Below are 12,995 nucleotides of genomic sequence, written 5' to 3'. Positions count from 1 at the left end.
CACAACCCCGGGCGCGCACCCGTCCCACGGCACACCGGGGCAGCACCCAGCCCCACCCGACCGCACAGGTCAACGCACCCCGCTCAGGGAATCAGATGCCCCTGCTCGTTCCACGACTCGATCGCCGGCTCCCCATACGCCCACCCAAGCACCGACAGCGACGTCGGGTTCAACCGGATACGCGCCGCGAACTCCAACGACAGCCCCAACCACCGCGCCCCGATCGCCCGCAAAATATGCCCGTGGGCGAAGACCAGCACATCCCGCTCACCCGACCGCGCCCACTCCACGACCTCGTCCGCCCGCGCCGAAACCTCCCCCAGGCTCTCGCCCCCGGGCACCCCGTCCCGCCATATCAGCCACCCCGGCCGAACGGCCTGTATCTCCCCCGGCGTCATCCCCTCGTACGCCCCGTAGTCCCACTCCATCAGCGTGTCCCAGCTGGACGCCCGCTCCCCGAACCCCGCCAGCTCGCACGTCTCCCGCGCCCGCACCAGCGGACTGGTCCGCACCTCGACACCCGGCAGCCCGTCGAACGGCGCCCGCCGCAGCCGCTCCCCCAGCAGCTTGGCCCCCCGCCGCCCCTCCTCCAGGAGCGGTACGTCGGTCCTGCCGGTGTGCTTGCCGGACAACGACCACTCGGTCTGTCCGTGCCGGGCCAGCAGGATGCGCGGTGCCATGGGAGACCTTCCTGACATTCACAGAAATCGCAAGCGGAACCCCTCCATCTTCGCGCACCCTGGTCGGTGGCAACCCGGCAGGAGATCTTTGCGTCTATGAGGGCCGAGGGCGTCTCACGGGGGACGCGCAGGACACCGTAGAGTGACTGGCCGCCGAACGAGCGGCGCGCGAGCGCGCGAGAACGAGGGGGAGCGATCGGATGCCGCACACCGAGACACCGGGCACCGAGGCGGTCCCGGCGACCCGGCTGCGCTGGTGGACCGAGCTGCCGCTCATCCTCCTGGTGTACGCCTGCTACTCGGCGGGGCGTCTGGTCGTACGGGGCGACGTCGCCGACGCCGTGGACCACGGCCTGGCGATCCTGCGCATAGAGAAGGCGCTGTTCCTCAACGCGGAGCACCCGCTGAACCGTCTCTTCACGCGCGAGCCGTGGATAGGCATACCCGCGGACTTCTGGTACGCGTCGCTGCACTACCTGGTGACCCCGGCGGTCCTCGTCTGGCTGTTCCGCTCCCACGCGGTGCGCTACCGCGCGGCGCGCACCTGGCTGATGACGTCCACGTTCATCGGCCTGATCGGCTTCACCCTGCTGCCCACGTGTCCGCCCCGGCTGCTCGAGGCCAGTCACGGCTTCGTGGACACGATGGCGTACTACAGCTCGTACGGCTGGTGGGGCGGCGAGGCGAGCGCCCCGCGCGGGCTGGGCGGCATGACCAACCAGTACGCGGCGATGCCGAGCCTGCACGTGGGCTGGGCCCTGTGGTGCGGTGTGATCCTCTGGAAATACGGGCGCACCCGCCTGACGAGGACGGCGGCGGTCGTCTACCCCCTGGTGACCACGATCGTCGTGATGGGCACCGCGAACCACTACTTCCTCGACGCGGCCGCGGGCGCCGCCGTCATGGGCGCGGGCTTCCTGCTGGCCCCCCACGTGATGCGGTACGCCGACCTGGCGAAGGCCCGCTTCCGCGCCCGCACCGCCCCCGTCCCGGTGGCCCCGTCCGCCTCGCATTCCACGATTGTCAGTGCCGGATGCCAGACTTCCGCGGGTGAGCGAATTCCACGGCAGCGGCACCCCGAACCGCGGTACGGACCGGACTCCGGACCGGGTGCCTCCCCCTCGGACGCGGACGAAGACGCTCCGGCACCGGCTCGCTGAGCTGCGCGGCCCGGAGGTCCCGGCCAAGGCGCTGGACGCGCGCGCCCTGGCCGCCCTCGCCGCCAACCCGGGCTGCAGACGGCGCGCGATCCTCGACGGCGCCGGGGTGAACAAGGCGGCGCTCGCGAGCGCGCTGGGCTCACCCTCGGTCTTCGGCCAGTCGCAGTTCGCGTTCGTGCGGGGCAACGCGTTCGAGGCGAAGGTCAAGGCGGACGGCGGTACGGAGCTGCTGCGCCTCGCCCACGAGAAGCTCGACCGCGCGGCCGAGCCGCCCGCCGGCGCCCACGTGCCCGACCTGACCGCGCAGGGCCCCCAGGGCCGCACGGCCCGCACCGAGCTGGCGCTGCGCGAGGCCACCGGGACACCGGGCTCCTGGACACTGCTCGACCACCCCATGCTCGCGCTCGACGTCGCGGGCTCCCCCGCCCATCTGGAGCCGGACGCGGTGGTGGTGCACCCGGACGGCAGCTGGACGGTCGTGGAGATCAAGTCGTTCCCGATGCTGGACGGCGCCGCGGACCCGGCGAAGGTCGGCGCGGCGGCCCGCCAGGCGGCGGTGTACGTGCTGGCCCTGGAGCAGGTCGCGGCGCGCCTGGACCCCGCCCCGCGCGTACGGCACCGCGTCCTCCTGGTCTGCCCGAAGGACTTCTCCAACCTCCCCACCGCGTCCGCCGTGGACGTACGCAAACAGCGCGCGGTGACCGCCCGCCAGCTGACCCGGCTCACGCGTATCGAGGAGATCGCCGACACGCTCCCCGAGGGCACCTGCTTCTCCCCGGAGCTGCCCGCCGAGCAGCTGACGCAGGCAGTGGAATCGGTCCCGGCGACCTACGCCCCGGAGTGCCTCTCCGCGTGCGAGCTGGCCTTCCACTGCCGGGACCGCTCCCGCGCGGCCGGCGCGGTGACCTCCCTCGGCCGTCCGGTACGGGCGGAGCTGGGCGGTCTGACGACGGTCGAGGACGTACTGGCGGCGGCGCGCGGGGAGGCCGGTGACCCCGACGACCCGGCGGTGGCCGCACTCCGCAGGGCGGCGGCCCTGCGCGCGGAGGCCCTTCGCACCACGACCACCGCCGCCCCGGAGGTGGCCCCTTGTCCCTGATCGCCACCCTCGCCCGCCTCGAGGCCGTCAGCACCGGCCGCGCCCAGCCCGCCGCCACCGTCAGGCACCGGCACCTGTCCGACCGCCCTCTGGTCTTCGTCCCGCTCACCACGGCCGGCGAGGCGGGCGCCCCCCTCGGCGCACTGGTCGGCACCGACCGGGACGCTCCCCGCCTCCTGGTCGTCCCCCAGCCGCGCGACCGCGACCTGCGGTTCGCGTTCCTCGCCGAGCTGGCCGACGTCGTACTGCCGTACGTCGACGGTTTCGCGGACACCGTGGAGGCCGCCGAGCGTTCCGAGACCGACCCGGAGACCGGCAAGCGCGTCAAGGTCGAGGTCGAGCTGTGCTCGGACGCGCCCCAGCTGATCGTGCCGTCCCGGGCCGGCATCGACCTCGTACGGCTGCTCGGCCGCTCCATGCGCTTCCGGCGCACGGCGGAGCAGGACCCGGAGACCCCGTTCCCGGCACCGCCCCGCGTCCCCCTGCTCGGCCGCTGGCTGACGCACTTCGGGGAGCGGGCCCGCGTCCCCGGCTCCTCCCTCCTCCTGGCCATGACGGACGTCCTGGGCCGGCACTGGGCAACGGGTCAGTCCACCCTTGAGGACCAGCACCTGGGCGCCCTGCTCGCGTGGATCGCCCCGCCCGACGGCCGCTCCGGCGCCGAGGCCGCGCAGGAGGCCGAACACGCGCGGGACGCCGCCGGCCAGCTGCTCTGCCCGCCCGCGGGCCCGGCGACCGACCCGGCCTTCGACAACAAGCTCCTCGCCCCCGCGATCGAGCGCTACGACCGCGCCCGCACCGCCCTCGCGGCGGCGGAGGACGGCCTGGAGGCCGACGACCGCCTGGGCACCCTCACCGCGGCCGAACGGGAGGTCCGCGCCCTGGTGGAGAGCCGCACGCGACCCACGTGGGACGCGGTGTGGCGGGGCCTCGACCTGCTGGCGGAGCTTCCGGAGGGCACACGCGTCGAGGAACGCTGGACCCGCGACCGCTGGTCCTTCACCGGCCACCGCGACCGTGTCCTGTCCGGCGAACCGCCACAGCCCCGCCGCGACGACGCGGTGACCGCCGCCAACAAGCTCGCCACACGCGAGCGCGAACAGTCCCGCCTGGAAGCCCAGGAAGCCCTCGACGACCCGTTGGTGATGGCGGCCCGGCGGCTGTCCGGAGAAGCGTTCGCCGGCGAGGTGGTCGACGTCGTGATGACCTACACCGAGAGCAAGCGCCCGAGCCCCCGCCCGCTGATCACCGTCCGCACGGACGACACCCCGTACCTCGGCGAGCGCGTGAAGGCCTACCGCTCCCTGAACGGAAAACCGCAGACCACGGAGTTCGTGGACTACGAGGACGGCCCCGAATCAGGTCTCCTGGTCCTCCGTGTCCTGGACAGGATGGGCCGGGGCAAGGAACCGGAGGAGGGATCGGTCCCCGAGAAGGGCGACCACGTGTGCTTCACGCTGTTCGAGCACGAACCGCGCGGAGGGGCGAAACTCCCCGACCCGGAGGAGACCCCGTGGACCCATGGCGGCCCGCCCGGTGAGGAGCCCGTACCGGAGCCCGCCGACCAGGTGACCGATGAGGACGTACTGTGACCGCCCCCGCCTCCCCCACCGCCTTCGACCCGGGCGCGGCAGCCACCCGCGCCACCGACGCGATCCTCCACGACACCCTGCACGGCACCGCGCGCGGCGTGGTCGTCGACTCCCCACCCGGCGCCGGCAAGTCCACGCTCGTGGTGCGCGCGGCCCTGGAGCTGGCGGAGGCGGGCCGCCCGCTGATGGTGGTGGCCCAGACCAACGCCCAGGTCGACGACCTGGTCCTGCGCCTGGCCGAGAAGAACCCCGACCTCCCGGTGGGCCGCCTCCACAGCAGCGACACCGACCCCTACGACAAGGCGCTCGACGCGCTGGACAACGTCCGCAAGTCGGCGAAGCCCGCCGACCTCACGGGCCTGCCCGTCGTCATCTCCACGGCGGCGAAGTGGGCACACGTCAAGGGCGTGGAGCCCTGGCAGCACGCGATCGTCGACGAGGCCTACCAGATGCGCTCGGACTCCCTGCTGGCCGTGGCCGGCCTCTTCGACCGAGCCCTGTTCGTGGGCGACCCGGGCCAGTTGGACCCCTTCTCCATCGTCGGCGCCGAACAGTGGGCGGGCCTCTCCTACGACCCCTCCGGCTCAGCCGTCACCACCCTCCTCGCCCACAATCCCGACCTCCCCCAGCACCGCCTCCCGGTCTCCTGGCGCCTCCCCGCCTCCGCCGCCCCCCTGGTCTCGGACGCCTTCTACCCGTACACCCCGTTCCGCAGCGGCACCGACCACGCCGACCGCGGCCTCACCTTCTCCGTCCCGTCCGACGGCTCGGCCCCCGACCGGGTCATCGACGAGGCGGCGACATCCGGCTGGGGCCTCCTCCAACTCCCCGCCCGCCACACCCCCCGCACGGACCCGGAAGCAATCCAGGCGGTAGCCCTCACCATCCGCCGCCTCCTGGACCGCGAGGGAGCATCAACCTCCGAACGCTCCCCCACCCCCACCCCCCTCACCGCGGACCGCATCGCCGTAGGCACCGCCCACCGCGACCAGGCAGCAGCAATCCGCACGGCCCTGGCGGAACTCGGCGTGCCGAACGTGACGGTCGACACGGCCAACCGCCTCCAGGGCCGCGAGTACGACGTCACCGTCGTCCTCCACCCCCTCTCCGGCCGCCCCGACGCCACCGCCTTCCACCTCGAAACCGGCCGCCTCTGCGTCCTGACCTCCCGCCACCGCCACGCCTGCATCGTCATCTGCCGCGACGGCGTATCCGACCTCCTGGACGACTACCCCTCCACAGAACCAGTCCAGTTGGGCACACTCGTCAAATTCCCGGACGGCTGGGAAGCGAACCAGGCAGTCCTGGCCCACCTGGCGAAACACCGGGTGACCTGGCGACCCTGACCACCCCAGGAAGACGGCACTCGTCCGTACCGGCACGCTGGGCGCCGGGTGGCCTGGCTGCCCCAGGGGGCCAACGTGCTTGGCACGCAGAGCAGTTGAGTAGGCGTACTCATGCCGGGATGTCACGGCGCGTCGAGGATGGCGGTACTCCCCGGACGGCTGGACCGCCGGACAGTCGGGGACTCGGACATGAGGAGCCACTGATGCCGTCCTTCCCCGCGTCTGCCGGATCACCGGACCGCGCACTCCCGGTCCCGGGCCGTGGCGGCCGGCGACTGCCCGCCGTTCTCGCGGTCCTCGTCGCGGTGGCGCTCGTGGTGTCGGCGTTCGGTGCCAAGGACCCGACGACCTGGGTGCTGGAAACGGTGTGGGTGATGGTGGGCCTGCCGATGGCGGTCCTGCTGCGCCGGCGGTTTCCGCTGAGCGGTCTGCTGTGCGGCCTCCTGGCCGTCCACGCCCTCGTCCTCATCGTCGGCGGGCACTACACGTACGCGGAAGTTCCGGCCGGAGACTGGGTGCGCGACTGGTTCGGTCTGGAGCGCAACCCCTACGACCGCTTCGGACACCTCATGCAGGGCTTCGTCCCGGCGATCCTGGTCCGGGAGCTTCTCGTCCGGACCTCGCCCCTGCGCGGCAGTCGCTGGCTCCCCCCGCTGACCGTCTGCGCCTGCCTCGCCTTCAGCGCCACCTTCGAGATGCTGGAGTGGCTGGCGGCCGTGATCGGCGGACAGGCGGCCGACGCGTTCCTGGGCACGCAAGGCGATGTCTGGGACACCCAGTGGGACATGTTCTGCGCGCTGATCGGCGCCACCTGTGCGCTGCTGATTCTCAGCCGCCCGCACGACCGCAGCCTTGCCCGCCTCGGGGTTCCCGCGAGGGACTGAACGATGCGCCGAGCGCATCCGGCCGCCCCGAGACGCCCTTCCCTACCGCGCGTGGCGACTCGGTACCGACCCTGCCGCTGCTCAACCGCCTGGCCAGGGCACTGAACGCGTCACTGACCATCGACCTGGACGGCGACCACTCGGCCTTCGTCTTCACCGCGCACGACGATCACCGACCGGAGGAGCCCTCGCCGGACGGAGCCTCCTCAGTGGCCTGAAACCCTTCGAAGCTCCCAGTGTGACCGGCACCGCCGAACGCGGTGTCGAGGCCCTCTTGCGTGGGCGCGGGACAATGGACGGTGGCCCGCCTACCGGGGGGCGATCGTCGTACGTGAAGGAGATCTCATGGCGGAGCAGGCGCCGCGTCGGGAGCAGCCGCGGCTACGCCCCGCGCCCTTGCTGTTCGAGCCCGCGGAGGCGGCCTCGGATCCGGAGCACTTCTTCGACCTGGAGTCGATCGAGGATCCGCGCGCGCTGCTGGAGCGGGCGACCGAGCTGACGCTCGCGTTCCGTGCCGCGGCGGACCGGGCGACGGAGTTCCAGGCGATGGCGGCGGCCCAGCTGGCCGATCCCCGGCGTTTCGACCGGCTGACGACGGCGGACATCGCCGAGCGTGCCGAGTGGACCGAGGACTACGCGAAGAAGATGGTCGAGTTCGGCCGGGAGCTGATGCGGGGCGGGGACGGACCGGGGTACCTCGCCGACCCCGCCTGAGTTTCCGGGGACGCGCCGCTCGAACGGGTGTGGCATATGCCGGGTGGGCAGGATACTCGGTCGGCCGGTCTCGCGTCAGCGGTTCAGGCGACTCTGCGGAACCGTTCCCTCACCGGCGGTAGATGTATCCGTCATGAGCAGTACACGGAATGTCTCCGACGTCAGCGGTGTCACCCCGGACGGTGCCGCCTGGCTCGCCTCGGCGGGAACGTATCCGCGCAGCACGCTCTCGCACTGGGGGGAGCGGCCGGACGCCCCGGTCGTGCTGCCCTGCGGTGTGGTCTTCGACGTGGTGAGCGTCACCTCCGTGTTCGGGCGCCGGATGCTGGACCGGATGTGGGAGGAGGGGCCGGGGTCCGGCCCCGTGGCGGAGTACCGCGGGCGGATGCTGCTCTTCGCCGCGCCCGGTACCGCCCAGCGGCTGCCGGCGCTTCTGGAGTGGGAGGAGTGGGGTGCGCGCGGTGCGCGGACGGACGGGGTGCCGCCGCTGCTGTGCCACGGTGCCGGGGACGCGGTGACGCTCCCGGCGCCCGTGGAGCCGGCCGAGCCGGGGGGTACCGGCCGCTGGCTGGTCGCCCCCGACACCCGTCGTCCCTGGCTGCCGGGCCCGGAGGTACTGCTGTGGGCGGCCGTACGGGCGGCGCGGGCGGCCGTGCGGATATCGATTTTTCCTCCCGCCGATCGTGGTGCTAATGTCTACGACGTCAGCAGGCGCCGCTAGCTCAGTTGGTTAGAGCAGCTGACTCTTAATCAGCGGGTCCGGGGTTCGAGTCCCTGGCGGCGCACGACATGAGTGAGGCCCCTCGCAGCAGCGAGGGGCCTCAGTCATGTTCCGACGGTTATCTCGTGCTGATCTTCACCGTCCACGCCCCCGACGCCGTACGCCCCTCCACCTCCACCCGTACGGACGTGCCCGGCACCGTGAAGCTCTCGCCGAGGGCGACCGGCGCGTCGGCGAGGGGCGGGTAGACGGAGTCCTCCCAGCAGGCCTCGGTGTGCGGGTGGGCGTCGATCACCTCGACGGGGCCGCGCCCGGAGCGGACGTCGCCGCTCACCCGGTAGACCAGCACACCCTCCCGGCAGGCCGCCGTGTCGTTGCCGACCTTTCCGCGCACCTCGAAGGCGAGCGCGGTGTCGGCGCCGGTGCGGACGACCGCGAGCTTGGTGCCCCGGCCGAGGCCGAAGGAGGGTGCCCCGGCGGCCCCGGTCACCGGTGTTCCCGGGCCGGCCCCCAGCGGCTCCAGCGTCAGCCGTACCGGCCCGTCCTGCACGCACCGCACCTGCCGGGGTCCCAGCCAGCCCAGCTTCCACTTGTGCCAGCCGAAGAGATCGGGGGCGAGGGCGAACTGGCTGCCCATCAGGTCCCAGTCGCCGACGTGGGTGTCCCAGTCGCCCTTGCCGTCCGCGGGCCGGTGGTAGAGGTCGGGCAGGTCGAAGACGTGGCCGGTCTCGTGGGCGAGGACGAGCCGGTCCGGGGGGTGGTTCTCGAAGACGGTGACGACACGGCGGATGTCGGTCCCGTCGGCGCGCAGGGGGCGGTCCAGGTTGACGACCTTGGTGGCGTCGGAGTCCACGCCCGGCGCGTCGGGGTCGGCGACGAAGTAGACGACGTCGTAGCGGGCGTAGTCGACGTGCCGGTCGGTGGCGGCGAGCGCGTCGCGCAGGTAGGCCGCGCGGTGGGCGACGGTCCAGTCGCGCTGTATGGCGTACTCGGTGGAGGGGCGCGGCATGCGGATCCACTGCCGCAGGGGGTGCGGGCGCAGGGTGAAGGCGCCGTAGGAGGCCTGCCGGAAGAAGCGGCTGGTGGCGGGGAAGTGGTCGGCGGCGAGTTCGGCGGGGGTGGTCAGGGGGTGGGAGTCGGGGAAGGAGAGGAACACCATCACCGCGTCCAGGGAGCGGGCGGGGCGGGGGTAGGCGGCGTTCCAGGTGTCCAGGCCCTCGGAGTGGTGGGCGTCGGTACGGGTGAGGGCGCAGGGTGCCGCGGAGAACGGCTCGGCGCCGGAGGGGACGTTCACCATGGAGGTCGCCGCGAGCGCCGACATGGTGGTGCACATCGCCGCGGTGGTGCGCCAGCGGTTCAGCAGGGGCCGTACACCCGATCGGGCGAGCCGGTTCCGCAGTGCCTCACGACCGAGTCCTCCCGGGGTGAGCTGACGCGGCACGGGGACCTCCGGGAGACGGTTCGCGGGACACCGCACCCCAGACTGTGGCGATGTGCCGTACCGCGCCCTGTTCAGCTGCACCGGACGGGTGAGAACGGCGGGCATCCGGGCGGGACCGAACGCGGTCGCGCTCCCGGTTCACTCACAGCCCTCCCGGTTCACTCACGGAACGTCACAACCGGTCGAAGGTCCGCATAAGCCGTCCCCCCGCGGGCAGAAACGATCGGGCGGAGATGCGGATCCGCAGGGAAGACCCGACAGTGGCTGGAAGGCCCCGGCGCGGGCCTCTATGATCGGCACACTTCCTGGTACTGAGAGACTTTCCTGCACGGACAGCGGCGGACAGCGATCGAGTGCACTGCGGGAGCGAGTGGTGAGCGGAACGTCCGAAGGGCCGGCGCCCGCGACGGAACTCCAGCGGTCGGTCATCACAGAAAGTGAGATCATCACGTCTGCCGGTACCGAACCACCACCGCCTGCCGAACACCCCGTCCCGTACGACCCCGCCCCGCCGTCCCCCCCGTCGTACCGTTCCGTCTTCACGGCCGCGCCGCTCGCCATGGCCGTGGTCGACCGCGAGGGTGTGGTCTCCGGCGCCAACGCGGCCCTCGCCGGCCTGCTGGGCCGCGACCAGGAGACCCTGACCGGGGCCGTCGCCGCCGACCTGGTGGATCTGACCTCCGACGCCCGCACCTGGCACGCCTACCGGGAGATGCTGCGCGGACGGCGGGCCCGGCTGCGCTGCACCCGCCGGCTGAAGCACCCGGAGGGGCACGCCCTGTGGGTGCGGGTGACGGTCGCCCCGCTGCCCGCCGACGACGGGGGCGTGCTGCTGTCGGTCGCCGACATCAGCGACCACCGCGAACTGCAGGAACGCCTGCGACACGTACGGATGCACGACCCGGTGACCCGGCTGCCCAACCGCACCCTGTTCTTCGAGCGGCTGACGCAGGCGCTGGAGGCGGAGACGTACGAGGAGAGCGGCACGGGCCGGATCGGGCTGTGCTACCTCGACCTGGACGGGTTCAAGGCGGTCAACGACACCCTCGGCCACCGGGTCGGCGACCAGCTGCTGACCGCCGTCGCCGAGCGGCTCACGCGGTGCGCGAAGGACGCCGCCCGCACCGGCACGCCGCTGGTCGCCCGGCTCGGCGGGGACGAGTTCGCGCTGCTCGTGGAGGACTCCACCGGCACCGAACAGCTCGCCGATCTCGCCGAGTCGCTGCTCGACGCGATCCAGGCGCCCTTCGACCTGTCCGGGCGCAGGCTGTCGGTGTCGGCGTCGATCGGGGTGGTCGAGCGGCATGCCGCCGGGACCACGCCCACCGCGCTGATGCAGGCCGCCGACACGACGCTGTACTGGGCGAAGGCCGACGGGAAGTCCCGCTGGACCCTGTTCGACCCGGAGCGCAACGCCCACCGGGTGACCCGCCAGGCGCTCGCCTCCACGCTCCGCCCGGCCATCGACCGGGGCGAGTTCGCGCTGGAGTACCAGCCGCTGGTGGGCATGGAGGACGACCGGGTGCACGGCGTGGAGGCGCTGATCCGCTGGCACCACCCGCGGTTCGGCACGCTCACGCCGAATCGGTTCATCTCCCTCGCGGAGGAGGACGGCTCGATCGTGCCCCTCGGCCGCTGGGTGCTGCGCACGGCCTGCCGGCAGGCCCGGGACTGGCAGGTGGAGTACCCGGACGGGCCGCCGATCTTCGTCAGCGTGAACGTGGCGGTCCGTCAGGTGTGGGACTCCGACCTGGTGGCGGACGTCGCCGACACCCTCGAGGAGACCGGCCTCGCGCCGCAGCTGCTCCAGCTGGAGCTGACCGAGTCGGCGGTGATGGGCTCCTCCGGGCGGCCGATCCAGACCCTGAAGGCGCTCAGCGACATGGGCGTGCGCATCGCCATCGACGACTTCGGCACCGGCTACTCGAACCTGGCCTACCTCAGCCGGCTGCCGGTTTCGGTGCTGAAGCTGGACGGCTCCTTCGTACGCGGCTTCCAGATCGAGGACCGTACGGCCAAGGCGAGCCCCGCGGACGAGGTGATCGTCGAGGCGATGGTGCAGCTCGCCCACCGGCTCGGGCTGACCGTCACCGCGGAGTGCGTGGAGACGTCGGCGCAGGCGACGCGGCTGCGCCGGATCGGCTGCGACACCGGTCAGGGCTGGCTGTACTCCCGTCCGGTGTCGCCGGACCGCATCTCCGAACTGCTGGGCACGCCCGGGGTGCCCGGGGTTCAGGCGGGCGTGGGCAATCCGTAGGCGTCGGCGATCAGCTCGTAGGAGCGCAGCCGTACGTCGCCGCCGTGGGCGTTGGCGGTGAGCATCAGCTCGTCGGCGCCGGTGCGCTTGTGCAGCTCGTCCAGGCCGGTGCGGACCTCGTCCGGGGTGCCGTGGATCACGTTGGCGTTCCAGGAGTCGATGAAGTCCCGCTCCATCGGGGAGAAGTCGTACGCCTCCGCCTCCTCCGGAGTCGGCACGAGCCCCGGGCGGCCGGTGCGCAGCCGGACCATGTTGAGCGCGGAGGCGAGCACCTGGCGGCGGGCCTCCTTCTCGTCGTCGGCCGCGAGGGCGGAGACGCCGATCAGGGCGTAGGGGGCGTCGAGGACCTCGCTGGGGCGGAAGGAGTCGCGGTAGAGGTCCAGTGCCGGGATCGTGTTCTGCGCCGAGAAGTGGTGGGCGAAGGCGAAGGGCAGGCCGAGCATACCGGCCAGCCGGGCGCTGAAGCCGGAGGAGCCGAGCAGCCAGATCGGCGGGCGGTGCGGGGACTGCACGCCGCCGGGCGAGGTCGCCTGCACCGGGCCGGGCACGGCGTGGATACGGGCGTAGGGGTGGCCGTCGGGGAAGTCGTCGTCGAGGAAGCGGGTGAGCTCGGCGAGCTGCTGGGGGAAGTCGTCGGCGCCCTCGTTCAGCCGGTCGGTGCGGCGCAGGGCGGCGGCGGTGGCCCCGTCGGTGCCGGGGGCGCGGCCGAGGCCGAGGTCGACACGGCCCGGGGCGAGGGCCTCCAGGGTGCCGAACTGCTCCGCGATCACCAGCGGCGCGTGGTTGGGCAGCATCACCCCGCCGGAGCCGAGGCGGATGCGCGTGGTGTGGGCGGCGAGGTGGGCGAGGATCACCGCCGGTGAGGAGGAGGCGACGCCCGGCATGGAGTGGTGCTCGGCGACCCAGTGGCGGTGGAAACCGCGGGACTCGGCGAGGCGGGCCAGGTCGACACTGGTCCGCAGGGCGTCCGTGGCGGTGCTGCCGGCGCCCACGGTGACCAGGTCGAGCACCGAGAGCGGGACGGGGGCGTCCCCCTGGGCGGTGCCTCGGATGCCGTCGGCTGCGGTGTCGTCTGCGGCCACGGTGGGGTGCCTCCTGTGT

11 protein-coding genes and 1 tRNA gene are annotated in these 12,995 nt (G+C 72.8%); 9 read left to right on the top strand and 3 right to left on the bottom strand.

The window, feature by feature from the left end:
- Positions 1-83: 83 nt before the first annotated feature.
- The gene (locus ACZ434_RS00840) at positions 84-680 is read right to left on the bottom strand and encodes a histidine phosphatase family protein (protein ID WP_468450349.1); all 597 of its coding nucleotides are present in this window, start codon (positions 678-680) and stop codon (positions 84-86) included.
- 200 nt (positions 681-880) lie between these two features.
- Between ACZ434_RS00840 and ACZ434_RS00835 the strand changes: the two genes are divergently transcribed.
- The 8 genes from ACZ434_RS00835 (at position 881) to ACZ434_RS00800 (ending at position 8,260) form a co-directional block, all read left to right on the top strand.
- On the top strand, positions 881-1,840 hold the full coding sequence (locus ACZ434_RS00835; protein WP_468450347.1) for a phosphatase PAP2 family protein: 960 nt from the start codon (positions 881-883) through the stop codon (positions 1,838-1,840).
- Positions 1,791-2,939, top strand: a complete 1,149-nt coding sequence (locus ACZ434_RS00830) for a hypothetical protein (protein WP_468451752.1) — start codon at positions 1,791-1,793, stop codon at positions 2,937-2,939. The genes ACZ434_RS00835 and ACZ434_RS00830 overlap by 50 nt, the downstream gene beginning before the upstream one ends.
- Positions 2,930-4,531: a hypothetical protein gene (locus ACZ434_RS00825; protein ID WP_468450345.1), complete on the top strand. Its 1,602-nt coding sequence runs from the start codon at positions 2,930-2,932 to the stop codon at positions 4,529-4,531. The genes ACZ434_RS00830 and ACZ434_RS00825 overlap by 10 nt, the downstream gene beginning before the upstream one ends.
- Positions 4,528-5,877, top strand: coding sequence for an AAA domain-containing protein (locus tag ACZ434_RS00820; RefSeq protein WP_468450343.1), 1,350 nt, complete (start codon positions 4,528-4,530; stop codon positions 5,875-5,877). The genes ACZ434_RS00825 and ACZ434_RS00820 overlap by 4 nt, the downstream gene beginning before the upstream one ends.
- A 203-nt stretch (positions 5,878-6,080) precedes the next feature.
- Complete coding sequence (locus ACZ434_RS00815) at positions 6,081-6,761, top strand: DUF2238 domain-containing protein (protein WP_468450341.1); 681 nt, start codon at positions 6,081-6,083, stop codon at positions 6,759-6,761.
- 345 nt (positions 6,762-7,106) lie between these two features.
- On the top strand, positions 7,107-7,475 hold the full coding sequence (locus ACZ434_RS00810; protein WP_468450339.1) for a hypothetical protein: 369 nt from the start codon (positions 7,107-7,109) through the stop codon (positions 7,473-7,475).
- Positions 7,476-7,608: 133 nt separating this feature from the next.
- Positions 7,609-8,196 carry a bifunctional DNA primase/polymerase gene (locus tag ACZ434_RS00805; RefSeq protein WP_468450337.1) on the top strand — a complete coding sequence of 196 codons (588 nt, stop codon included), beginning with the start codon at positions 7,609-7,611 and terminating at the stop codon, positions 8,194-8,196.
- Positions 8,187-8,260, top strand: a tRNA-Lys gene (locus ACZ434_RS00800). The genes ACZ434_RS00805 and ACZ434_RS00800 overlap by 10 nt, the downstream gene beginning before the upstream one ends.
- 54 nt (positions 8,261-8,314) lie before the next feature.
- Here the strand turns inward: ACZ434_RS00800 and ACZ434_RS00795 are convergent.
- Positions 8,315-9,637 (bottom strand): M6 family metalloprotease domain-containing protein, encoded by a 1,323-nt coding sequence (locus ACZ434_RS00795; protein WP_468450335.1) that lies wholly within the window; start codon positions 9,635-9,637, stop codon positions 8,315-8,317.
- A gap of 373 nt (positions 9,638-10,010) precedes the next feature.
- On the opposite strand from ACZ434_RS00795, the gene ACZ434_RS00790 reads away from it, so the two are divergent.
- Complete coding sequence (locus ACZ434_RS00790; RefSeq protein WP_468450333.1) at positions 10,011-11,894, top strand: putative bifunctional diguanylate cyclase/phosphodiesterase; 1,884 nt, start codon at positions 10,011-10,013, stop codon at positions 11,892-11,894.
- Here ACZ434_RS00790 and ACZ434_RS00785 read toward each other — a convergent pair.
- Positions 11,870-12,976 carry an LLM class flavin-dependent oxidoreductase gene (locus ACZ434_RS00785; RefSeq protein ID WP_468450331.1) on the bottom strand — a complete coding sequence of 369 codons (1,107 nt, stop codon included), beginning with the start codon at positions 12,974-12,976 and terminating at the stop codon, positions 11,870-11,872. The two genes, ACZ434_RS00790 and ACZ434_RS00785, sit on opposite strands and share 25 nt — an antisense overlap.
- Between the last annotated feature and the right edge of the window lie 19 nt (positions 12,977-12,995).

Source organism: Streptomyces sp. NPDC030893 (assembly GCF_055571535.1).
This window is presented reverse-complemented; position numbering and strand designations above follow the sequence as displayed.

What these genes read in the sequence shown, in the direction of transcription:
- ACZ434_RS00840 (WP_468450349.1), bottom strand. Translation starts at nt 680, where the DNA reads ATGGCACCGCGCATCCTGCTGGCCCGGCACGGACAGACCGAGTGGTCG.
- ACZ434_RS00835 (WP_468450347.1), top strand. Translation starts at nt 881, where the DNA reads ATGCCGCACACCGAGACACCGGGCACCGAGGCGGTCCCGGCGACCCGG.
- ACZ434_RS00815 (WP_468450341.1), top strand. Translation starts at nt 6,081, where the DNA reads ATGCCGTCCTTCCCCGCGTCTGCCGGATCACCGGACCGCGCACTCCCG.
- ACZ434_RS00805 (WP_468450337.1), top strand. Translation starts at nt 7,609, where the DNA reads ATGAGCAGTACACGGAATGTCTCCGACGTCAGCGGTGTCACCCCGGAC.
- ACZ434_RS00810 (WP_468450339.1), top strand. Translation starts at nt 7,107, where the DNA reads ATGGCGGAGCAGGCGCCGCGTCGGGAGCAGCCGCGGCTACGCCCCGCG.